Genomic DNA, 22,816 nt, shown 5'->3' with positions numbered 1-22,816 from the left:
TCAGGCCACCGCCAGCAGCGGCACGTCGGGCCGGGCGGCCGCACCCGCCCGACGGCCGAGCCAGGCGTCGAGGCGGTCCCAGACCGCCGGGTCGTGCAGACCCTTCGACTCCATCCAGGCGTCGCTGAAGATGGTCTGAAGGTACTTCTCGCCGCCGTCGGCGACCGAGACGAGAACGTTGCCGGCGATCCGCCCCTCGGCGACGAGGTCCAGCGCCTTGTAGAGGGCGCCGCCGGTGGAGCCGCCGACCAGCAGCCCGTAGCGCCGGGCGAAGTAGCGCGCCGTCTCGAAGGCCTGCGCGTCGGAGACCCGCAGTCCGAGATCGATGCAGCCGTAATCGAGCACGAGGCCGACCGTGTCGCCCTTGGGCGTACCGGTGCCGGATTGGTAATACGGGTGACCGGGGCCGCCGAACACGATCGAGCCCTCGGGCTCGACGGCGGCGATGACGGTCCGGGCGTCGTGCGCCTTGAGGCCGCGGCCGATCCCCGTCACCGAGCCGCCCGTCCCGACGCAGCCCACATAGGCGTCGATCCGGTCCCCGACCTGTGCGACCGCCTCGCGAACGAAGGCGCTGTAGCCGCCGGCATTGGCGGTGTTGTCCGACTGGTTCATGAAGATCGCGCCGGGGATCTCCTCGGCGATCTGCGCCGCGAGGCGCTGCCGCTCGACCACCGCGACCTCGTCCTCGCGGTACGTGCCCGCGACCATGCGGATCTCCGCGCCCAGCGCCCGCATCACGGCGATCTTGTCCGGCGCGGCGTGGTGATCGACCACCGCGATGAAGCGCAGGCCGAACTCCACGGCCGCGATGGCAAGGCCGATGCCTGTATTTCCGGAGGAGGATTCAACCACGACTCCGCCCGGCCGCAGACGCCCGGCCTTTATGGCGGCCAGCACCATGCTGTAGGCCATCCGGTCCTTGGTGCTGCCGCCCGGATTCATCTTCTCCATCTTGAGGAAGAGCCGCGTCGTCCCGGGCGAGACGGGGATCTGCAGGAGCGGCGTGTTGCCGATCAGATCGGAAACCTTGTCGACGATCATGGGGCGACCTCACTTGTCCCGGACGAAGACGAACGCACCGTCGGGGGATGGGCCGGCGACCAGCCGCGCGGGCATGGGATGCCGGTGGAACTCGTTCTCCAGCAGGTCCATCTGGTAGCCAGCCGTATTCGCGTAGATCAGCAGATCCCCGGGCTGCGGAGCGCTGGCGAACGCAAGCAGCCGGTGCGAGACGACGTCGCCGTCGAGGCAGCTGTGGCCGGCGATGAAGGCCCGCAGGGGCGCCACGTCCGGCGTCCGGGCTGCGGCGGGGAGCAGGATCGGATCGATGAGGAACTCGGACGCGAACCAGGTCTCGCAGGCGCTGAAGCTGCTGCCCTCGACGAAGACGACCGCGGTGCCGTCCCCGATGGGTTTCGTCCGGATGACGCGGAACAGGCTGATCGCGGCCTGATCGACCAGGCTGCGGCCGGGCTCGAGGGCGAGTTGGAGGCCCGCCGACCGGATATAGCCGGCGACCGTGGTTCCGCGACAGGGCGCCCGCAGCAGGCCGGTGATCCAATCCGCGGCGGTCAGGGCGCTTCCGTAGGGATAGAAATCGCCCGGAACCCGGCCGGTGCCGTAATGCTCCGGCGCCTGCTCCGAGAGGTACTGGGCGTAGGCCTCGGGCGCGACGTAGCGCACCGGCAGACCGCCGCCGACATCGATCAGGCGCGGCGGCAATCCCAGGCCCATCGCGGCCTCCACCAGCGCGGCGACCTCCGCGACGGCCACGGCGCGGCTCTCGTAATCGTAGCCCGAGAGGTGGAGGTGGAAGCCCTCGAAGGCGATGCGGGCGCCGGCCCGGGCGACGCGGCGAAGCCCCTCCAGCACGGCATCGGTGGCCATGCCGAACCGGGTGCGGCCCGCCGAGCGCGGACGATAGCGGAGCAGCACACGCGCCCGGCCGGTCGGCCCGAGGATCGTGTCGAGGTCGTCCAGTTCCTCGAGGGAATCGACGGCCACGACGGCGCCCGCCCCGGCGAGCTGCCGGAGGAACAGCGCGGTCTTGGCCGGGCCCGTCGCACAGATGCGCGCGGCGCCCGCCCGCACCGCATCCTCGAATTCGGCGGCGCTGGAGACATCGACCCCGATTCCGGCGGCGACGGCAGCCCTGATCAGCGCCTGGGACTTGTTGGCTTTGGCGCCGTAGAAAAGCGCGTGATCGACGCGCTCTGCGGAGAGCGCGCGGCGCATCCGTTCGACGTTGCCCGCGACGGTGTGCGGCCAGACGATGTTGAGGGGCGAGCCGTGCCGAGCCACGAGCGCGTGCAGGCATGCGGGGGTGTCGCGGATCACCCGCTCGATCAACGGATCGAGGAGCGGAGGCAGCGGCGGCGGCCCCGGCCGCACGCGCCGTGCCGCGAACGGGGCGCTCAGCGTCACGCTCACAGGTCGACCGCCATCGACAGCAGGTAAATGCGCGGTGCGCCCTGGAAGAAGGTCCCGAACGTGGCGACCCCGGTCCAGTAATTCGCCCCGGTCACGTTCAGCACGGTCGCCCGGAATGTCGTCCGGTGCGCGCCGATCACCGTCGCGTAGCGCAAGCCGAGATCGAGCCGCGCCCAGTCCGGCAGAGCCTGCGTGTTCGCCAGATCGACGAACTGGTGTCCGGTGTAGAGCACCGCACCGTCAAGTGTCAGGCCCGGCAGATCCCACTCCGCGCCCAGGCTCGCCTGCACCCCCGGCACCCCGATCGGCCGGTGTCCCAGATTGGCGGCCAGGGCCGTCTGGGTGAGCGCACCGTCGAGCAGCGTGACGCCGCCGACCACCCGCACCTGCGGGGTGACCTCGCCGAACAGGGTGAATTCGAGCCCGCTGACCCGCTGCTCGCCCGTCTGGGCGAAACGGTTCTGCGGCCCGAGCTCGCCGCCGGGCTTCGTGATCCGGAAGGCGCCGAGCGTGGCGCCGAGCCGGCCGAGATCGAGCTTGACGCCGGCCTCGACCTGACGGGCCACGTAGGGCGCCAGGATCTCGCCGGAATTTCTCGCCACCAGCGGCGCCACGTCACCGCGACTCAGGCCCTCGGCGTAGTTGCCGTAGAGCGAGACCGTGTCCCAGGGCCGGACCACGAGGCCGAGCACCGGGGTGGTGGCGCCCTTGTCGTAGGACGAGGCCGGGGTGCCGACATTCGACAGGTAATTGTCGGCCTCGACGCGCTGGCGGCGCACACCGAGGGTCAACAGGACGTGCTCGTCCAGGGCCGACAGCGTGTCGGCCACGGAGACCCCCGACAGGGTGCTGTCGGAGAAGCGCGGCCGGCCGGCGCCGTAGATCGGCGCGATATAGGCCCCGCGGGTGGGCGCGTAGAGGTTCGACAGGTAGGCGCCCCGGCCGGGGGAGACCCACCGGTCCGCGTCCTCCGTGTACGCGGAAGCCTGCACCGTGACGGCGTGGTGGATGAACCCGGTCTCGAAGCGCGCCCGCACGCCGCCGTCGGCCGTCAGCCGGTCGACGCCGAGAGCGTAGAATTGCGGCGTGCTGGTCGTGTCGCCGCGCAGGTTGAGGATCGTCGGGGCGGACTGGAAGTAGCGCTCCACCCCCGTCCGTCCGCCGCCGACATCCGCGAACAGCGTGAGCTGGTCGGTGAGGTCGTACTCGGTGCGCAGCAAGCCGCCGTGATCGTCGATGTCCGAATACTCCCAGGGCCGGGTCGGGTTCAGGTGGCCGTCGGGTGCCCGCGGCACGGGCACGCCGGCTCTCAGGAGGAACGGACGCAACGGTGCGCTAAAGCGATCGGTCTGTGCCAGCAGATAGAGCCAGGCGCGGAACCGGTCGCCCTGGTAGTCGAGGGCCAGAGCCCCGACGCCGGTCGTCTCGGTCTGGTGGTCGAAGGGCGTGGCGCCGCCGCGCAGGCTGCCGACCACCCGGGCGCCCCATTCCCGCCCGGGACCCCAGCGGCGCGCCACGTCGACCTGGCTGCCGCCCCAGGCGGCGGAGCCGAAATCCAACGTCACGCGGGTCAGGTCGTCGCCGGCGCGCTTGGGGACGATGTTGACCACCCCGCCGACCGCGCCGTTCGGCGAGACCCCGGTCAGGGCAGCCGAGGGGCCCTTCAGGACCTCGATGCGCTCCGCGTAGTCGGTGAAGCTGCGGAAGCTCGGCGCGATCCCGTAGAGCCCGTCGAAGGCGACCTCGCCGCTGGTATTCTCGTTGGCCGGAAAGCCGCGGACGGAGAAGGAGTCGAACGGCGCTCCCGTGGTCTGGGTGGCGCGCACCGAGGGATCGAGGGCGAGGGCCTCGTTGACCGTCCGCGCCTGCCGGTCGCGGATGAGGGTATCGGTGTAGCTGGTGATGCTGAACGGCGCCTTCCGCGTCTCGGTGTCGCCGAGCAGGCCGAGCCGCCCGCCCTGCGCGACCTGGCCGCCGGCATAGGATGGCATCGGCCCGCGGCGCGCCGAGACGGCCTCGACCGAGATTTCTTCCAGGATGACGTTCGACTCAACAGGACGCTCCTCGGCGGACGCGGAGCTCAAGCAGCCAATCAGCACCACGGTTATGACCGCAATCCGCCTCGTCAAGAACCGGCGGAATCGTTCAGATGGCATCGTCGTCATAGATTTATTACAGTATACCAAACGCAAGATCGTAGATAAAAGATCATCTGTCAGAAATTCTTCTGCAGATGGCTTCGGACCAACATCTCTCACGCCGCAAATGATTCGACAAGATATCTTCGAGTCAATCGAAGTCTTTCTCATTTTACTTGTTTTAATTTAATCGCACGATCCGATCATTCTAAATGTCGAAACGCGTCGCGACCCGTTCATCACAGATTTTGTTTTAGATACATCAGTATTAAGCAGACATTATAGGTTTAATTGCCCCAATGCTGTCGGATGACTGTGGTTTTTCAATTGCGTCGCTCATCGTCGGTGCGCGTTTTCGAGTCGGCACGTGAAGCCGGAGCGCTGACAGCGCTGGCCCACGCAAGCCGCCGCTCACGGGCGTGACGGCTCGAGCGCGGGGCAACGTCTTCTCGGCATGCTGAAAGAGGGCACGTCCGTTCGGGAAACGACTGCGCTGGCTCGCAAGCCATGGCTTGCTGTCGCGCCGCGTGACATCCCGTAAGCCGCCGCGACGCGAATGATCGTTTGAGCATCGCAGTGGGACCGCAGCCCATGATCCGGAAGCGGTCATTCCCCGTACGATCCAGGCCGGGCATGCGGAAGGCCGCCAGGACGGCCCGACAGCGGCCGTCGCTCGGCCGCCGCTCAAGGCCTGCTGGGGATGGTGAGCCACCTTCGAATCGTTGCCGGGAAGCTGTCCTTGGCGGTCAAACCTCTCGGGGATAGAAGCCTCTGCGGATCTGATCCCCGGCGGGATGCAAAGTTGCGAAAAGACAAATAACGTCAGATCTCCTGCAGAATACGTATTCGCCTGATGCGAAATCCGAGTATGCGCTGGAAATGCCGAAGCCCATTGGGTAATTGAGAAGGACTACGGGTGTCGACCAAGTGCCGGACGCCCTCAACGGCCAGCCGCTCGACCACCACTTTCGTGAGAAGATAGCGCGCATCCGAACGATGCTGGGTTTCACCGAGCGAGACGAACGCCTGTAGAAGTGCCCATTCCCCCTCGTGGGGCGTGACGGCGATCACAAGTGGCTCACCGCTCTGTGCGAATGCGACAGTCCATAACCCGCTGCCAACCAAGTAAGAATGGTCGCTGTCACGCTCCCGATAGAGGGGGTTGGATTTGACGGCGATAGCACGATCCAGCACAGCAACGAGTTCGACTTGCTCACTTCTGTCATGAACTTGTCGACATGAAATGCCAAGTTTTTCCGCAGACTTAACTTTGCGTCGAAGCGTCTGCTTGGATGATCCAAGACTGTAATCCTGCGGCACAGCAGGAACGTCCAGGACGCAGGCTCCGGTGTCGGATAATTTGAAAATCTTCGCCAAACAAACCGTGTTCAGCGCTTTTGCTATAAGCTCACCTTCAGGCCGATGGCTCAGACGCGCATTCAGGCGCGGTAAACGCGCAATACATCTCGCGGCCATCAGAGTTGACTGCGGATGCATGGCTAAATAGACAGGTATTTTTACTTTTGCGTTGTTTGCCCTTTCCCAAAACTGGGAGAGCCAAGCCTCGCAATCCTGAGGCAGCCCCTCAAGCTGTGCCGTAGAAATCTGTACTGCTGGCGTGATATTTAAATAAGACAAGACTGCTCTATAAATTCTTGGCCATCCGGCGCCGATTGATCTTCCCGCTGGCTCAATCATTCCGCCCCTCAAAACGTTATAATACGGCCTAAATCACCGATATTTTCTTATATTGTTTCGCCTTCAGCGAGCTTGAAGCCATATTGCGCCATATCAATGGTGCCGGCGCAGAATCGCCTCTTTTTATTAAACAAATTTGATCATTGTCAAGTAAGTATTCATGCTGACAATGCTGGGGCCGGAGCGATCGTGCCGTGCGCCGGGGATGGGACTGGGGCAATCAAGCGCCCGATACGGCGACCCCTATCTTGCGGACGAAATGTCTGGCGGCATCGGCGGTCTCGTCTTCCGAGACCTTTGCGGTCCGAGGAAGGCGGCGCTTGATAGCGCAGGCCATCGCCGGGGCACGCCATCACGGATCGGGACACCGATGCGCGGCGATCCCGGGAGACACATTTGCCGACCGGCACAGATTTCGGTTCGTCTTCCGGCTGGCATCTGTGCCCGGGAAAACACTTGTTTCTCCGGTTTGATCGTATGTTCTGGACGAACGGTCCGCGCTGGCGCTTTCGGGATCAGAAAGGCGGCTCGGTCCCACCCCGCGGAACCGGATGGACGTCCGACGACGCAGGTCGATTGAATGTGCACAAGCGGGCACGGCCGCCCTCTCCGGCCCGTGCGCACCATCGCGCCTTCTCTCGCGCCCGATGACAGGGCTGCCCATGACGGCCTGGTCCGGGGCTGCAAAGCCGGTCCCGCGACCCCAAGCGACGCTTATCCCCGTGCCCGTCCAGCTCTGCCGACATCCCGGTGGCGTTCGGTTCCGGCGGTGCGCCTGCCATTGAACCACACCGGGTTTCCCGGAGGCTGTCCGGTTTGGGTCAGGCGCGCCGCCGGATCGGGGATAGTGGTGCGAATCCGTCGCCCCCGGACGACGCCGGCCGAGCCCAGCGTCCGCGTCAGCCGGGCCACCGTGCAGCGCGCCACCACGATCCCGTCGCGGGCGAGTTGCCGCCAGACCTTGCGCACACTGTCGACCCGGAAGTGTGCCGCGTCGACGCGCCGGATCTCGGCCATCAGTACCGCGTCCCGTTTGGCGCGGGCCGGAAGCCGCTCCGGATCAGTCCGGCGCGCGGCATGGGCGTGGTCCGTCGACGGGGCGATCGGCAGCACCCTGCAGATCGGTTCGACCCCGTCGGTCGCGCGATGATCGTCGATGAAGGCGATCATGACCGAAACCGGCGGTCGAGCTCCGCCTGGGCAAACTACGCCGACGCCTTCCTCAGGATCTCGCTGTCCTGTGGGAGCTCGCGGACTTCGCGTTCCAGGGTCTTGATCCGCTCGCGCTCATTCGTCGTCGGTCCGGCTTGCACGCCCCGATCGCGTTCGGCCTGGCGTCCTCAGTCGCGCAGCGTCTCACCCGAGCAACCGAACTTGGCCGCGATCGAGCGGATCGCTCCGTACTGCGAATCGGGCTCGCCTTGGTGCTCCAGCACCAGCCGGACTGCCCGCTCGCGGACCGCGGGGGAACACGGTGGGGTATGCTTCGTCATGGCTCCGCTCTCTCAAGAGTTGAAGCCTTCGAAAATCCCGGGGCGGTTCAGCCGGCGTCGACGGCCGAGCTTGCCCTGTTGCAGCCCGATGCCTTCGGCTAACATGGCAACATGACTCGACGTGCCGCCTCGCGTCCGCTCCGCCTTGCCGCCGGCCTCGGCCTCTGCCTGCTTCAGGCGTCACCGGCCGCAGCCCAGGCGCTGCTGTGGCCCTCGATCGGCTTCGCACCGCTGCCGTCCTTCGCGTGGCCCCAGACGGCCGAGGACGCGTATGGCCGCTGGACCGGCTCCTACGCCCGCCTGTCGACCGGATATGCGGTGACCGCCTCCCGGCATTTCGGCAACTCCTCGGGCCCCACGATCGGCTTCGAGGGCGGCCGGATGTGGCAGGAGGGCCCGATCCTCTACGGGATCAGCGGCGGGCTCGACTATCTGGCCGGGCTCGACGGCAACCTGACGCCGGGCTACGGGCGCCTCGCCTATACGCGCGACTTCGCCGGCGCCCTGGAGGTGAAGGTCGGGACGCTCCTGACGCCGGACGTGCTGCCCTACGCCAAGGGCGGCGCTGTGGCGCTCCACGAGTCCCTGCGGGTCGGGCCGACGCCATCGACGCTGCCGTTCACCCGCCAGGACATCGCGGTGCGGCCGGTGGCGGGCGTCGGCGTCGAGTGGGCGGTCACGGACCGTCTCTCCCTGGCGGTCGAGGCGGGGGTGGTGGGCGCCGGCATCCGCTGAGGCCCGGAGCGGCGGTCACCCGCCGCGCTCGCGCGTCCGCGGAGGCGTCGTGCGGCGCGGGCCTGGATCCGGTGCGAGGGCCATGAGCGTCGCGAGTTCACGCCAGCCGTAGGCGACCTCCGTGAACCGGCCCTGGACGCGCAGCCCCGCATCCCCATCGAGCCGCGTGCCCCCGCATTGCTCGTAGAAGCGCCGGCCCGCCGCATTCTCGCGCAGCACCCAGAGCCCGGCGGCGCGGTACGCGGCGGTCTGCAGACGCATCGCCATCCTGGCCATGAGCGCCCGCCCCACGCCCTGCTTCTGCGCGGCGCGCAGGACGTAGAGGCTGCTGATCTCCCCGTCGAAGCCAGCCGCAGCCTGCACGTCCGAGCGCTGGGCGTTGCAGGTGCCGAAGCCGACCGGCCTGCCGCCAAGCTCGGCCAGGTAGGCCGCGCCGCCGCGCGTCGCTGGCGGTTTGCTCAGAAGCTGCGCCCACCAGGCCTGCCGCACCTCGACGGTGAGGGCGGAGATCATCGTGTCGGGCAGGAGGCCGGTATAGGTCTCGTGCCAGGCGATCACGTGAATCGCGGCGATCGCAGGCGCGTCCTCCGGCCCCGCGCGCCGCACTGTCACGGCGCGCGCCTTCGGGATTCTGGCCGCCGCCACGGCGTGCGGGGCCGGGCGCCGGCGCTATTTCGGCGCGAAGGCCCAGTAGTCGAGGTCCAGGATCACGGCCGGGTCGTAGCCCTCGCCCGCGCGGTCCGGGAAGGCGCCGCAGGGCTGGTTCTTGGTGGCGACCGTGCGCAGGCGCAGGAGCCCGACATCGTCGCGGCCGACATCGGCCGAATCCAGCACCTCGCTCCAGGCATAGACCGTGTCGCCCGCAAAGAGCGGTGCCACGTGACGGCCGGCATTGATGCCGGCGATCGCGAACACGTTGGCGAGCCCGTTGAAGCTGAGCGCCCGGGCGAGCGAGATCACATGGCCGCCATAGATCAGCCGCCGGCCGAACCGCGTGTCCTTGGCGGCCAGGCCATCGAAATGGACCTTGGCGGTGTTCTGGAACAGGCGCGTGGCGATCTGGTGCTCGGCCTCCTCGACGGTCATGCCGTCGACGTGGTCGATCTTCTCGCCCACCGCGTAATCGGCGAAGCGGTGCGGGCTACCGGCCAGATCCGTATCGTAGGCGGCGGCCGACAGCTTCGGCAGGGCGCCCGCAAGATCCCGCGGATCGACCACCTTGGCGAGGCTCGGCACGTGCTCCTCGGCGATCGCGGCCTCGGGGTCGCGCTTGCGCACGAGGACCCAGCGGCAATAGCTCAGCACGGTCTCGCCGTGCTCGTCGGAGCCGACCGAGCGCACGTAGACCACGCCGGTCTGGCGGTTCGAGCTCTCCTTGAGGCCGATCACCTCGGAGACGGTCGACAGGGTCTCGCCCGGATAGACCGGCCGCCGGAACCCGCCCTCGGCGTAGCCGAGGTTGGCGAGCGCGTTGAGGGAGACGTCCGGCACGGTCTTGCCGAACACCATGTGGAAGGTGAGCAGGTCGTCGAGCGGGCTCTTCGGGTAGCCGAAGGCGCGCGCGAAGGCGTCCGAGGACTGCACGGCGAAGCGCGGCCCGTAGAGGCCCGTGTAGAGCGCCACGTCCCCCACCGTCACGGTGCGCGGGGTGGCGTGGCGGATGGTCTCGCCGAGGCGGAAATCCTCGAAGAAGCGGCCGGGATTCGTCTTCACGGTCGATCGATCCTACTGCGCGTAAACGTAGGTTGCGGGCACGGCATATTCGTGCAGCAGGCGGCTGACGAACAGCAGCAGCAGGATCAGGATGATCGGCGAGATGTCGACGCCACCGAGATTGGGCAGCAGGTTGCGGATCGGCCGCAGCACCGGCTCGGTGATCCGGTAGAGCACCTCGCCGATCTGCGCGACGATCGGATTGCGCACGTTCACCACGTTGAAGGCCACGAGCCAGCTGAGGACCGCGCTGGCGATGAGGACGTAGATGAAGAGCTGGACGACCGTGTCGAAGAGCCAGATCAGGGCGTTCATGCGGGTTCGCGCGTATCCTTCGGGGCGCCCGCGACCCAGCGCCGGAGCGGCGCGTGGCGGGCGACGGTGAAACAGGAATTGACAGGCTGAGCCGCCCGCGCCTACAAGGCCGGCGCCTCGACGGGGCTGTAGCTCAGATGGGAGAGCGCCGCAATCGCACTGCGGAGGTCAGGGGTTCGATTCCCCTCAGCTCCACCAGGGGTCCTTGCGCAAATCGCAGGATCCCGGTGGTCTTCGAACTACTCGACTTGTCAGTAGCTTAGCTCGAGCATCTTGCTTCAGCCGCGTCTCTGTCGCGTCTCCGGGGCCGGATCACCGGCCATTCTGCCCCCGGTCTCCACAGGCCTCATTCCCGTTTCCTGCGATGCTGCCCGCGGCCCTCGATTGGTTTTTCCGCGACCGCACCAGCGGGCGCATCGTGATTGGCCAGTGGCCGAACACGCCGCTGTGGCTGTTCGGCTTGATGCAGGCCGTCGCCTGGATCGCGGGGGAGGACACCGCCGTCGGCCGTTAGGCGGACCTCGTATCCTGGATTGCCCTCGCGGTCTGGGCGGGCGATGAGCTACTGCGCGGGGTCAACCCATGGCGGCGCTGCTTGGGAGCCGCGGTGCTGATCGGGATGGCGGTGCGCCTGATCGCCTGATCGCTTCCGGAGTCGATGGCGTCAGTCGTACGGAGCCCCGGCAAGACGCTCAGACGTTACAAGCCGAGGAAGCGTTCTTGCGCGTCCCAGGCGGGGGGCAGCTCGCAGAGATGGCGCAGGCCGATGCCCCGGGGCAGCCTCGCCTCGACGATCGCGCGGACGATGCGGGGGGAGAGCAGGGCGAGCGACAGCGTCATGCGCACCGAGCGCTCGGTGCGCTGCTCGGCCAAAGCGATCGTTTCGATGCCCGCGCTTCGCCCGGCCACGAGATCCCGCATCCAGGTCCGGCCTGCGGCGATGCCTGAGAGCATGCGGGTGCGATCTTCCGCCTTCATCGCCCGCAGCCGATCGCCCTCGCGGCCCGGCGGTACGACGATCGCCTGGCGGCGCCGCTGCGGCTGATGCGTGAAGGCCAGCGACTGGGGAGGGCGCTCCCCGGTGAACTGCAGCACGAGGTGATCGGCATGCACCGTCACCGTCTCGAGTTCAGCTACGACCAAGGCAGCGTCATCAAGCGGTGCTGGGCTCGGTGCAGCGATGCTCCGCAGACCGGCCACGACCACCGCCTCGATCGATGCAGCGGGCAGGCGCAGCCGCTTGTCGTTTATCCCTACTGTCCGGGAGACGTAGTAGCGGTAGCGCACCGCGCCCTTCTGGGCGTGGCTCGGCACCATCAACTCGCCCCAGGCATCGCGCAGGCGCCCAGCGAGGAGATGCACGCTCTCAGCTCGCGTGCGGTGATGCTGATGGTGGTTGGTGGCGAGCCGATCCTGCACGGCCTGCCATGTCGCCTCGTCCACGATCGCGGGATGCTGGCCTTCATGGACCTGCCCCTTGTGCCGGAGTTGACCGACGTAGAGGGGATTGCCCAGCAGCTTGTACAGATGCCCGCGTGAGAAAGGACCTCCACCGGTCTCTCGCCCGGCCCCGTCGCGGCGAGCTGGCAGGGTGATACCCTGCCCGTCGAGGTCCTGCTTCAGCCCCGCCACCGTGCCGTGGGCGAGGTAGCCCGCGAAGATCGCCCGGACGAGGGCGGCGTGCTCCTCGACGACGTGCAGCGCTCGGCCCTCGACCCGGTAGCCGAGCGGCACGACCCCGCCCATCCAGATCCCCTTGCGCTTGCTCGCGGCGATCTTGTCGCGGATGCGCTCGCCGGTGACCTCTCGCTCGAACTGGGCGAACGACAGCAGCACGTTCAGCGTGAGCCGCCCCATGCTGGTGGTGGTGTTGAATGCCTGGGTCACCGACACGAACGAGACGCTGTGTCCGTCGAACAGCTCGACCAACTTGGCGAAGTCGGACAGGGCCCGGGTCAGCCTGTCGACCTTGTACACGACGATCACGTCGACGCGCAGGGCTCGCACCTCGGCCAACAGTCGCTGCAGGGCGGGTCGTTCGAGCGATCCGCCGGAGAAGCCGCCATCGTCGTAGCGGCCAGGCAGCAGACGCCAGCCCTCGTGCGCCTGGGAGCGGACATAGGCCTCGGCCGCCTCTCGCTGGTTGTCGAGGGAGTTGAACTCCTGATCGAGCCCGTGCTCGGTCGAGACCCGGGTATAGATCGCGCAGCGCTGCGTCGGCCGTGTGCCGGGAGGCGGTGTCTGCCGTGGTTTGGGGGAGCGGGCACTCATGCCTCAACCCTCCCCGTTCGTGTCTCTGCACCGCCAGCAGCTTTGGCGCGTAGGCCGAAGAAGCGGGGGCCGTTCCACTTTGTACCGGTGATGAGCCGCGCCACCCGGGACAGGCTTTCGTAGGTCGCACCGTTCCAGGCGTAGCCGGCCTCCAGCACCTGCACGGTGTGCATCACCCCCGCCCATTCCCGCGAGAGCGTCACACCGGGGGTGTGCCCGCGCCGATCCGGCACCGGCACCGACACGCGGATCGGCAGAACGTCCCCTCCCTGGTCCAGCTGATCCCTTACTCGCACGAGCCGATCGAGGGCTCGTGCCGTATCGCGGTCGAGGTCACCGTAGGCGAGGACCTGCAGGCGGTAGGCGATGACCCGCGCGCGCTGCGCGGGCGGGAGGCCGGGAGGTGGGGCTGCGCCGAACAGCTGACGCCAGCGCCGCTCGAGTGCCGCCGCGTCCATCCCGGCGAGCGCGTCGAGCGAGGCGGACACGCGGTCCGCCTCGCCCTCCGTGATGGCTCGAGGCCGCGCCATCAAGCGGTGGCCTGCGTCGGCGCACCCGCATGCGGGTCAGATTCTCTGCCTCCCGTCAGCGCACGGGCCGGAGTTTCCGCCTTGCGTCGGGCGCGGTTACGGGCCGCGGGCGGGGGCGGCAGGATACGGTAGGACATCGCCGCGTCCGGGCGAGCTGCCTTGGCCAGCGACTGTCCTCCCGACCGGATCCGCGAGAGGGCGGCGCGGGTCGTATGTGGCAGCCAGCCCGTCGCCGCGATCAGCTCGGTCAGCGTCGCCCCCTCGTCCCGGGCCAGCAGCGTCATCACCAACGCCTTCTTGTTCGGGCGGGATGTTGCCCCGGCTACCGGGGGTTGGGTGAGGCCGATGGCTCCGTAGCCCGCGGGCGTGAGACGATGCTGTCCGTCCGGTACGTCCGACGGGGTGATGAGCGCGTTGCTCAGGAGGCGCCCGATGAGCCGTTTGCGGCTGGCCGGCTTCACCGTCAGGGCGAAGTGCAGGCGTCCCTCGTCCGCGGCGGCAGCCTGCAGAATGCCCGCCTCGGTGCGGGTGAGCGAGATGGTGGTCATGGGTCGGGGTCTCCGTCAGCGGCAGGCCAGGCCCTGCCACGACCCCGACCCCGCGGACGGCGCGAGGTCGGCCTGCGGGGCAAGGTGCATGTGGCTGGAGAGACGACCCCCAGGCGGGGAAAGCCACTATTCGTTGAGTGGTCTGTTCTGACGCTCCCCCGCTGCCCTCGGTCCAAACTAGCGCAGCCTCAGCGATACCGGCTGCGTCGTCCCGGCAACCACACACGCTCCGTTCGCTCCGGCAGTCCAGTCGAATGTGCGGATGGGCGGGGACGGTGCGGAACTTCGCGCTGTTGTCCACTGCCAACGGAAGATCGTGACCCTTCTCAGACCTTCAGAAGGTCCGCTTGCTGGAGGTCTGATCGAACCAGAATGACCGAAGGTGGCCGAAAGCTGCTGGTCGGCTTTGAAGTCCGTGAGACATGAAGCCGACCAAAACGTGTCGTCTGGCCCGTCATTGATGTACAAACCTAGACGCGGCAGTGGACGCCTACGTCACGACGGGGCCGTGCCTCGACGAACGTCAGCCGGCGCCTCTCGGCGCGCAATTGTACAATGAGGAACGCGGTCTTTCCACGTGAATTCGCGGCGGAGTAGCACCAATTCGGCAATCATAAATCTCCACGATTTCACTCCTGCGGGCATTCAAGGGTCTCCTAACCAAGTCGAGACGCCACTAACATGCATTAAGGCCGGATCGCGCGGCGCAAGCTAAACAGCAACGTCCGGCGATGCGCCGCTCCCATTTTCGGTCCAATGGCCGCCCGTCAGGACGTGCAACGTGCTGGCCCACTCTGCGGGTCGAATGATTGGGCAACCATCCACCGCTGGGCCGCATTGCTGTTCGTCGTCATCGATGGTTTTTCGCTATCGCCCACGACCCAGACGGCTGCCTCGTTGGGCTAAATCCATCGACTCTGAAGGTGTGTCCGAATGACGCCGACCACGTCACAGTTGGAGCCGAAGCTCCTCCTGAAGAGTCTTCGCGCGTTTCGGAAGGGGGACTTCTCGACCCGCCTGCCGCTGGACCTGACAGGCATCGATGGCGAGATCGCGGAAGCGTTCAACGACATCGTCGAGTTGAACCAGGGGCTCGCTCGGGAACTCGACAGGGTCGCGCGCGCGGTCGGCAAGGATGGGCGCATCAATGAGCGCGGCAAGCTCCCGGCGGCGACAGGGGGTTGGAACGACTGCGTCGATTCGGTCAATACGATGATCGGCGATCTTGTCCAGCCGACCACCGAGGTGGCGCGCGTCATCGGGGCGGTTGCGAAAGGCGACCTCGGCCAGACCATGCAGATCGAGATCGAGGGCCGCCCCCTGAAGGGCGAGTTCCTGCGCATCGGCAAAGTGGTCAACACGATGGTCGACCAGTTGAACTCCTTCGCCTCGGAGGTGACGCGCGTCGCCCGCGAGGTCGGCTCGGAGGGCAAGCTGGGTGGCCAAGCCCAGGTCAAGGGCGTCGGCGGGACCTGGAAGGACCTCACCGACAACGTCAACCTGATGGCAGCGAACCTGACTGGTCAGGTCCGGAACATCGCCGAGGTCACGACGGCGGTCGCGAATGGCGATCTATCCAAGAAGATCACCGTCGACGTAAAGGGCGAGATCTTGGATTTGAAATCGACTATCAACACGATGGTCGATCAGCTGAACTCCTTCGCCTCGGAGGTGACGCGCGTCGCCAAGGAGGTGGGCTCGGAAGGCAAGCTCGGCGGCCAGGCCCAGGTCAAGGGCGTCGGTGGTGTCTGGAAGGACCTGACCGACAACGTGAACATGATGGCCGAGAACCTGACCGGCCAAGTGCGCAACATCGCCGAGGTCACGACAGCGGTCGCGCGCGGCGATCTGTCCAAGAAGATCACCGTCGACGTGAAGGGCGAGATTCTGGCCTTGAAGCTGACCATCAACACGATGGTGGACCAGCTGAACTCCTTCGCCTCGGAGGTGACGCGCGTCGCGCGCGAAGTCGGCACCGAAGGCAAGCTCGGTGGTCAAGCCCAGGTCGAAGGTGTCGGCGGAACCTGGAAGGACCTCACCGACAACGTCAACATGATGGCCGCCAACCTCACCGGGCAGGTGCGCAACATCGCCGACGTGACCACGGCGGTGGCCAACGGCGACCTCTCCAAGAAGATCACCGTCGACGTGCGCGGCGAAATCCTGGAGCTGAAGAATACCATCAACACGATGGTCGACCAGCTGAACTCCTTCGCGTCGGAAGTCACCCGCGTCGCCCGCGAGGTCGGCTCGGAGGGCAAGCTCGGCGGCCAGGCGCAAGTGCGCGGCGTCGCCGGAACCTGGGCCGACCTGACCGACAACGTCAATCTGATGGCCGCCAACCTCACCGGTCAGGTGCGCAACATCGCCGACGTGACCACCGCGGTGGCCAACGGCGACCTGTCCAAGAAGATCACCGTCGACGTGCGCGGCGAGATCCTGGAGCTGAAGAACACCATCAACACGATGGTGGACCAGCTCAATTCCTTCGCGTCGGAAGTGACCCGCGTCGCAAAGGAAGTCGGCTCGGAGGGCAAGCTCGGCGGACAGGCCCGCGTCGAGGGCGTGGCGGGAACCTGGGCCGACCTCACCGACAACGTCAACCTGATGGCGGCCAACCTGACCGGTCAGGTGCGCAACATCGCCGACGTGACCACCGCGGTGGCCAACGGCGACCTGTCCAAGAAGATCACCGTCGACGTGAAGGGCGAGATTCTGGAGCTGAAATCGACCATCAACACGATGGTGGACCAGTTGAACTCCTTCGCGTCGGAAGTCACCCGCGTCGCCCGCGAAGTCGGAACGGAGGGCAAGCTCGGTGGGCAGGCCCAGGTCAAGGGCGTCGGCGGCGTGTGGAAAGGCCTGACCGACAACGTGAACATGATGGCGGCCAACCTCACCGGTCAGGTGCGCAACATCGCCGAGGTCACGACGGCGGTGGCCAACGGCGATCTGTCCAAGAAGATCACTGTCGCTGTCGAAGGCGAGATCCTGGAGCTGAAGTCGACCATCAACACGATGGTGGATCAGCTGAACTCCTTCGCCTCCGAGGTGGTCCGCGTCGCCCGCGAAGTGGGTATCGAAGGCAAGCTCGGCGGGCAGGCTCAGGTGCGCGGGGTCGGCGGAACCTGGAAGGACCTCACCGACAACGTGAACATGATGGCGGCCAACCTCACCGGTCAGGTGCGCAACATCGCCGACGTGACCACCGCGGTGGCCAACGGCGACCTGTCCAAGAAGATCACCGTCGACGTGAAGGGCGAGATCCTGGAGCTGAAATCGACCATCAACACGATGGTGGACCAGTTGAACTCCTTCGCGTCGGAAGTCACCCGCGTCGCCCGCGAGGTCGGCTCGGAGGGCAAGCTCGGCGGACAAGCCCAGGTACGCGGGGTCGGCGGAACCTGGAAGGACCTCACCGACAACGTGAACATGATGGCGGCCAACCTGACCGGTCAGGTCCGCGGCATCGCGGATGTCGTCACCGCGGTGGCGCAGGGCGACCTCAAGCGGAAACTCTCCGTCGACGCCAAGGGCGAGATCGCCGCCCTCGCGGATACCGTCAACGAGATGATCGAGACCCTCGCGACCTTTGCCGATCAGGTCACCAACGTCGCCCGCGAGGTGGGCGTCGAGGGCAAGCTCGGCGGTCAGGCCCGGGTGCCGGGTGCCGCGGGCCTGTGGCGCGACCTCACGGACAACGTGAACCAGCTCGCGGCGAACCTGACGACCCAGGTGCGCGCCATCGCCGAAGTGGCGACGGCGGTGACGAAGGGCGATCTCGCACGATCGATCTCGGTCGAGGCCTCCGGTGAGGTGGCCTCGCTGAAGGACAACATCAACGAGATGATCCGCAATCTGCGGGACACGACCCTTAAGAACGCCGAGCAGGACTGGCTGAAGACCAACCTCGCCAAGTTTACGCGCATGCTGCAGGGCGAGCGCGACCTCGCCACCGTCTCGAACCTGATTCTGTCGGAGATTGCATCCTTGGTGAGCGCGCAGCGCGGCGTGTTCTACATGGTGGAAGACGAGGGTGGAGAGCCGGTTCTGGATCTGACGGCGAGTTACGCGTTCACGGAGCGCAAGAATCTGTCGAACCGGTACCGCCTCCGTCAGGGTCTCGTGGGGCAATGCGCGTTCGAGAAGAAGCGCATCCTCCTCACCAACGTGCCCGGCGACTACATCACCATCGGCTCGGCTCTCGGCGAAGCGCCGCCGCTCAACATCATCGTGCTCCCCGTCCTGTTCGAGCAGGAGGTCCGGGCGGTCATCGAGTTGGCCTCGTTCAACCGCTTCAGCGAGACCCATCAGTCGTTCCTCGACCAGCTGACCGAGTCGATCGGCATCGTGCTGAACACGATCGCCGCCAACATGCGGACGGAGGGGCTCCTCAAGCAGTCGCAGCTCCTGACCGGCGAGTTGCAGAGCCGGCAAGAAGAACTCAAGAAGACGAACGATCGCCTCGAGCTGCAGGCCGCCTCGCTGCAGCAATCGGAGGACCTGCTGAAAAGCCAGCGCGAGCGGTTGCAGCAGACCAACGAAGAGCTGGAGGAGAAGGCCCGGCTCCTCGAGATCCAGAAGCGCGAGGTCGAAGGCAAAAACCGGGAGGTTTCGGTCGCCAAGACGGCGCTGGAGGAGAAGGCTGAGCAGCTGAGCCTGACCTCGCGCTACAAGTCGCAGTTCCTGGCGAATATGAGCCACGAGCTGCGCACGCCGCTCAACAGCCTGCTGATCCTCTCGAAGCTTCTCTCCGAGAACCGGGACGGGAACCTCACCGACAAGCAGCGGGAATTCGCCAAGACCATCAACGCGGCCGGGACCGACCTTCTGTCGCTCATCAACGACATCCTCGATCTGTCCAAGATCGAGTCCGGGACCGTGTCGCTCGAGATCGGCGATGTCGCGCTGCAGGATCTTGTCGAGAACCTCAACAGGACCTTCCGGCAGCTCGCCGAGGAGCGCCACCTCGCCTTCGTGATCGATGTCGATCCGGGCCTGCCGCGCGCGGTGCGCACGGATTCCAAGCGTCTGCAGCAGGTTCTCCGGAATCTTCTGTCCAACGCCTTCAAGTTCACCGAGAGGGGCAACGTTTCCCTGAGGATCGGCTCCGCGGAGGGGTCACCGCTGCGCGCCGGGAGCCAGTGGATGGCCCTGTCCGTCACCGATACCGGGATCGGCATCGCCGAGGACAAGCAGCGGATCATCTTCGAGGCGTTCCAGCAGGCCGACGGGACCACGAGCCGCAAGTACGGCGGCACCGGCCTCGGCTTGGCGATCAGCCGCGAGATCGCGCGTCTGTTGGGCGGCGAGATCGTGGTCGAGAGCCGCGTCGGCTCGGGCAGCACCTTCACCCTGTTCCTGCCCTTCGAGCCGCCCGTGCAGGTGGGTCCGGCCCGCGGTTCGGAGGCCGCCGAGGGGAACGGAACGTCGGCGCTGATGGGCCGGCAGCCGAACGCCGCGATGGCGCTCTCAGCCTCGGCGGATGACCGCCACGCCATCCATCCGGGTGATCATATCGTGCTGATCGTGGAGGACGACGCGATGTTCGCTTCGGTGCTGCTGGAACTTGCGCGCGAGCGCGGGTTCAAGGGCCTGATCGCGCAGGACGGCGCGGGTGCGCTGAGCCTCGCCCACCGTTTCAAGCCGCACGCCATCACCCTCGACATCGGCCTGCCCGATATGGACGGCTGGGCTCTGCTCGACCTCCTGAAGAACGATCCCCGCACCCGGCACATCCCGATCCATGTCATCTCGGTCAACGACGAGAAGAAGCGCGGCCTGCGCGCGGGTGCCTTCGGATTCCTGGAGAAGCCCGTGGAGCGCGAGGGCCTGATGCGGGCCCTTGAGCGCTCGAAGGAGTTCATCACACGGCCGGTGCGCAACCTCCTGCTCGTCGAGGATGACGAGAACCAGCGCACCGGCATCACGGCACTCCTGAGCGAGGAAGACGTCAAGGTCTTCGGTGTCGGCACGGCCGCCGCTGCCCTGGAAGCCCTGATCGGCGGCCGGTTCGACTGCGCGATCATCGATCTCGGCCTGCCCGATATCGGCGGTTCCGAATTGATCGAGGAGATCCGCGCCTCGCAGGGCGGGGAGGAGCTGCCTATCATCGTTTACACGGGCCGGGAGCTGACGGCCGCCGAGGAGCAGCAGCTCAGGCAGACAGCCTCGACGATTATCCTCAAGGACACGCGCTCGTCCGAGCGGCTCCTCGACGAGACCGCTCTGTTCCTGCATCGCGCCATCACCAGCGTTCCGGCCGACGCGCAGATCATGGACGAGCGGAAGGACGTGTCGTCGCTCCAGGGGTGTCGCGTCATCCTGGTCGACGACGACCTGCGCAACATCTTCTCGCTCACGAGCGCCCTGGAGCAACACGGGCTCGAGGTCCTGTTCGCGGAAAACGGGAAGGACGGCATCGCGCTGCTCAAGACCAACCCGAACATCGATGCGATGTTGATCGACATCATGATGCCCGGGATGGACGGCTACGAGACGATGCGGATGATCCGGGCTCAGTCCGCCTTCCGGAGCCTGCCGCTCATCGCGGTGACCGCGAAGGCCATGAAAGGCGACCGCGAAAAATGCCTTGAGGCGGGCGCGTCAGATTACGTCTCGAAGCCGATCGACTTGGATCAGCTCCTCGCCGTGCTGCGCGTGCAATTGGCAAAGCGTGGTGCGATGGTCAACGGCGCCGCGCCGGTGGGCGGCGGCGCGAGGGACCTTGAACGGCAAACGCAATGACGGACCGACTGGATGTCCATCCGGCTGGTACGAATGCTGCCGCCGAGCCGCTGGCCGCGCGCGCCGATCCGGATGCGATCCGAGCGAAGATCCTGATCGTCGACGACGATCAGCGCAATCTGCTCGCCGCCTCGGAGATTCTTGCTGATCCAGCCATCGATCTCGTCTTGGCCAACTCACCGGAGGAAGCCCTGCGTTGGGCTCTTCGGGAGGACTTCGCCGTGATCTTGCTCGACGTGCAGATGCCGCGCATGGATGGCTACGAGGTGGCCGCGCTCATCCGCAGCCGCTCGCGCACGTCCCGCGTCCCGATCCTGTTCCTCACGGCGCACAACAAAGACGACATGCACATCTTCCGCGGCTACTCGGCGGGCGCGGTGGACTATGTGTTCAAGCCCATCCAGCCTCTCGTCTTGAAGTCGAAGGTCGACGTCTTCGTCGACCTTTACCGCAAGACCGAGGAGATCAAGCGCAAGGCGGCGGCCGAGAAGCAGCTGCTCTTGGAGAACCTTCGGGTGCGCGGCGAGAAGCTGGAAGCCGAACAGGCGCTGCGCAGGCAGGCGGAGCATCAGGCCGCCGTGCTGCGCGGGCTTCCGATCGCGCTCTACACCTCACCGCTCGGCTTGGAAGACCGGCGGCTTTACTTCACGAATGACAGCATCGAGCGCATCACGGGCTTCTCGCGGGAGGCCTTCGCCATATCGAGTCTTTGGAACGCCCGCCTCGAAGCGGACGACCGAGAACGCGTGCTGGCAGATCTGCGCACCGTCCTGGACGTCGGCACCGTCGCTCTGGAATATCGCTGGCGCAACGCGGACGGCACGGAGCGGCACATCCTCGATCAGATCGCAGTCAACCGCGACGAGAACGGCACGGTGGTCGAACTCTTCGGGATGTGGTTCGACGTGACGGAGCGCAAGGAGCTTGAGCTCAGCTTGCAGCACGCCTCGAAGCTCGAGGCAGTCGGCCGCCTGACCGGCGGGATCGCCCACGACTTCAACAATATGCTGAGCATCGTGATCGGCAATCTCGACCTGATGAAAGGCTCGCTCCAGGGGAATGAGAAGGCGCTTCGCCGCGTCGAGAGTGCCATCGAGGGGGCGCATCGCTGTGCCGAACTCACCAGCCGGTTGCTGGCCTTCTCCCGGCGCTCTCCTCTCCAGCCGAGAGCGCTGGACTTCACGAACTTTATCCCGGGTCTGATCACGCTCCTCGAGCGCACGCTCGGCGAGCGGATCACGATTTCCGCGACCGTGGAGGAAGGGCTGCCGGACGTCTGCGTCGATCACGCCCAGTTCGAGGCCGCCCTCATCAATCTCGCCGTGAATGCGCGGGACGCGATGCCGGATGGCGGCAGGTTGGGCATTGCCATCCAGCGTCGCGACGCCCCTGTGCCGGGAGGCGTCGAAGGCTCGTGCTCCGTGGAGATTGGGGTCGCCGACTCGGGCACCGGGATGTCGCCCGCTATTCTCGCCCGCGTCTTCGAACCCTTCTTCACGACGAAGGAGGCCGGCAAGGGAACCGGCCTCGGTCTCAGCATGGTCTACGGCTTCGTGCAGCAGAGTGGTGGGACCATCTCCGTCGACAGCAGCCCTGATCAGGGGACCCAGTTTGTCATCAGGTTGCCGGCGCTTGTCAGGCGGAGTTCCACCGCGAAGGACAGCGATGCGGGGACGACGGCCGGAGCGCCGCCCCCGGTGAACGGCGCCGGCAAGGCTGTGCTCGTCGTCGAGGATGACGCGGATGTTCGATCCACCGTTGTCTCAATTCTTGAGACGCTCGCGTTCAGGGTGATCAGTGCGCGGGACGGAAGCGAGGCTTTGCGCCTGCTGCAGGCGGAGACCGACATCGCCCTGGTCTTCAGCGACGTGAACATGCCTGGCATGACGAACGGCATCGACCTTGGACACACCATCCGTCAGCGATGGCCGCAAATGCCAATCCTGCTGACCTCTGGCTATCTTCAAGAAAATCAGGACACCAATGGCTTCGAATTGCTGCAGAAGCCGTACCGCGCGAGCGATCTGGTTGACATGTTACGACATCTGCTCGGCGGCTCTCGCGGGGAGACGGCTCCTGACTGAGCGCTTGACCGCTATCGCGTGCGAACCGAGCGCCGCTTAGATCGCGCTGTCCGCTTCGGAGGAGCGCACCGTGGCGGGTGAATGGCTACAATGGGCGCTTTGCTGCTGAGC

Annotated in this window: 13 protein-coding genes, 1 tRNA gene, 2 pseudogenes and 1 other annotated feature; of the genes and pseudogenes, 5 read left to right on the top strand and 11 right to left on the bottom strand. The window is 66.5% G+C overall.

What is annotated here, in order from left to right:
- The 5 genes and pseudogenes from JOE48_RS17615 to JOE48_RS17595 all read right to left on the bottom strand — a co-directional run.
- Positions 1-1,044 (bottom strand): PLP-dependent cysteine synthase family protein, encoded by a 1,044-nt coding sequence (locus JOE48_RS17615; protein ID WP_210031739.1) that lies wholly within the window; start codon positions 1,042-1,044, stop codon positions 1-3.
- A 9-nt stretch (positions 1,045-1,053) separates the two neighbouring features.
- Positions 1,054-2,427, bottom strand: coding sequence for a Y4yA family PLP-dependent enzyme (locus JOE48_RS17610; RefSeq protein WP_312893277.1), 1,374 nt, complete (start codon positions 2,425-2,427; stop codon positions 1,054-1,056).
- Between the two features lie 2 nt (positions 2,428-2,429).
- Positions 2,430-4,589, bottom strand: coding sequence for a TonB-dependent receptor (locus tag JOE48_RS17605; RefSeq protein ID WP_210031737.1), 2,160 nt, complete (start codon positions 4,587-4,589; stop codon positions 2,430-2,432).
- 804 nt (positions 4,590-5,393) lie between these two features.
- Positions 5,394-6,269, bottom strand: a complete 876-nt coding sequence (locus JOE48_RS17600) for a hypothetical protein (protein WP_210031736.1) — start codon at positions 6,267-6,269, stop codon at positions 5,394-5,396.
- A gap of 828 nt (positions 6,270-7,097) precedes the next feature.
- Positions 7,098-7,762: pseudogene (locus JOE48_RS17595) on the bottom strand (IS3 family transposase); the annotation flags it as partial.
- Positions 7,365-7,481, bottom strand: a sequence feature (AL1L pseudoknot). It overlaps the preceding pseudogene by 117 nt.
- 111 nt (positions 7,763-7,873) lie before the next feature.
- Here JOE48_RS17595 and JOE48_RS17590 point away from each other — a divergent pair.
- Positions 7,874-8,497, top strand: a complete 624-nt coding sequence (locus JOE48_RS17590) for an outer membrane protein (protein WP_210031734.1) — start codon at positions 7,874-7,876, stop codon at positions 8,495-8,497.
- Positions 8,498-8,512: 15 nt separating this feature from the next.
- Here JOE48_RS17590 and JOE48_RS17585 read toward each other — a convergent pair whose 3' ends face one another.
- From JOE48_RS17585 to JOE48_RS17575, 3 genes are read right to left on the bottom strand one after another with little or no spacing between them, the layout of a single operon-like run.
- Complete coding sequence (locus JOE48_RS17585; RefSeq protein WP_312893274.1) at positions 8,513-9,109, bottom strand: GNAT family N-acetyltransferase; 597 nt, start codon at positions 9,107-9,109, stop codon at positions 8,513-8,515.
- 57 nt (positions 9,110-9,166) lie between these two features.
- On the bottom strand, positions 9,167-10,210 hold the full coding sequence (locus tag JOE48_RS17580) for a MaoC family dehydratase (protein WP_192710719.1): 1,044 nt from the start codon (positions 10,208-10,210) through the stop codon (positions 9,167-9,169).
- Positions 10,211-10,222: 12 nt separating this feature from the next.
- Complete coding sequence (locus JOE48_RS17575; protein ID WP_210031731.1) at positions 10,223-10,525, bottom strand: YggT family protein; 303 nt, start codon at positions 10,523-10,525, stop codon at positions 10,223-10,225.
- A gap of 122 nt (positions 10,526-10,647) precedes the next feature.
- Between JOE48_RS17575 and JOE48_RS17570 the strand changes: the two genes are divergently transcribed.
- Both JOE48_RS17570 and JOE48_RS31250 read left to right on the top strand, forming a co-directional pair.
- Positions 10,648-10,723: transfer RNA gene (locus tag JOE48_RS17570), tRNA-Ala, on the top strand.
- Between the two features lie 166 nt (positions 10,724-10,889).
- Positions 10,890-11,168: pseudogene (locus JOE48_RS31250) on the top strand (hypothetical protein).
- 56 nt (positions 11,169-11,224) lie between these two features.
- Here JOE48_RS31250 and JOE48_RS17560 read toward each other — a convergent pair.
- The 3 genes from JOE48_RS17560 to JOE48_RS17550 are packed head-to-tail and all read right to left on the bottom strand — an operon-like array spanning position 11,225 to position 13,874.
- Positions 11,225-12,796, bottom strand: coding sequence for a recombinase family protein (locus JOE48_RS17560; RefSeq protein WP_210031729.1), 1,572 nt, complete (start codon positions 12,794-12,796; stop codon positions 11,225-11,227).
- Positions 12,793-13,326 carry a DUF2924 domain-containing protein gene (locus JOE48_RS17555; RefSeq protein ID WP_210031727.1) on the bottom strand — a complete coding sequence of 178 codons (534 nt, stop codon included), beginning with the start codon at positions 13,324-13,326 and terminating at the stop codon, positions 12,793-12,795. The genes JOE48_RS17560 and JOE48_RS17555 overlap by 4 nt, the downstream gene beginning before the upstream one ends.
- Entirely contained in the window at positions 13,326-13,874 is a 549-nt protein-coding gene (locus JOE48_RS17550; protein ID WP_210031725.1) for a DUF3489 domain-containing protein, read from the bottom strand. Before JOE48_RS17550 ends, JOE48_RS17555 begins: the two co-directional genes overlap by 1 nt.
- Before the next feature lie 933 nt (positions 13,875-14,807).
- Here JOE48_RS17550 and JOE48_RS17545 point away from each other — a divergent pair.
- Entirely contained in the window at positions 14,808-20,621 is a 5,814-nt protein-coding gene (locus JOE48_RS17545) for a HAMP domain-containing protein (RefSeq protein ID WP_210031723.1), read from the top strand.
- A complete protein-coding gene (locus JOE48_RS17540; protein WP_210031721.1) occupies positions 20,618-22,705 on the top strand; it encodes a response regulator in 2,088 nt (695 codons plus the stop codon). Before JOE48_RS17545 ends, JOE48_RS17540 begins: the two co-directional genes overlap by 4 nt.
- Positions 22,706-22,816: the final 111 nt, after the last annotated feature.

Source organism: Methylobacterium sp. PvR107, from assembly GCF_017833295.1.
Taxonomy (GTDB): domain Bacteria; phylum Pseudomonadota; class Alphaproteobacteria; order Rhizobiales; family Beijerinckiaceae; genus Methylobacterium.
This window is presented reverse-complemented; position numbering and strand designations above follow the sequence as displayed.

Coding starts and splice junctions, on each gene's coding strand:
- JOE48_RS17600 (WP_210031736.1), bottom strand. CDS start 6,269: ATGATTGAGCCAGCGGGAAGATCAATCGGCGCCGGATGGCCAAGAATT.
- JOE48_RS17550 (WP_210031725.1), bottom strand. CDS start 13,874: ATGACCACCATCTCGCTCACCCGCACCGAGGCGGGCATTCTGCAGGCT.
- JOE48_RS17560 (WP_210031729.1), bottom strand. CDS start 12,796: ATGAGTGCCCGCTCCCCCAAACCACGGCAGACACCGCCTCCCGGCACA.
- JOE48_RS17540 (WP_210031721.1), top strand. CDS start 20,618: ATGACGGACCGACTGGATGTCCATCCGGCTGGTACGAATGCTGCCGCC.
- JOE48_RS17575 (WP_210031731.1), bottom strand. CDS start 10,525: ATGAACGCCCTGATCTGGCTCTTCGACACGGTCGTCCAGCTCTTCATC.
- JOE48_RS17590 (WP_210031734.1), top strand. CDS start 7,874: ATGACTCGACGTGCCGCCTCGCGTCCGCTCCGCCTTGCCGCCGGCCTC.
- JOE48_RS17615 (WP_210031739.1), bottom strand. CDS start 1,044: ATGATCGTCGACAAGGTTTCCGATCTGATCGGCAACACGCCGCTCCTG.
- JOE48_RS17555 (WP_210031727.1), bottom strand. CDS start 13,326: ATGGCGCGGCCTCGAGCCATCACGGAGGGCGAGGCGGACCGCGTGTCC.
- JOE48_RS17545 (WP_210031723.1), top strand. CDS start 14,808: ATGACGCCGACCACGTCACAGTTGGAGCCGAAGCTCCTCCTGAAGAGT.
- JOE48_RS17605 (WP_210031737.1), bottom strand. CDS start 4,589: ATGCCATCTGAACGATTCCGCCGGTTCTTGACGAGGCGGATTGCGGTC.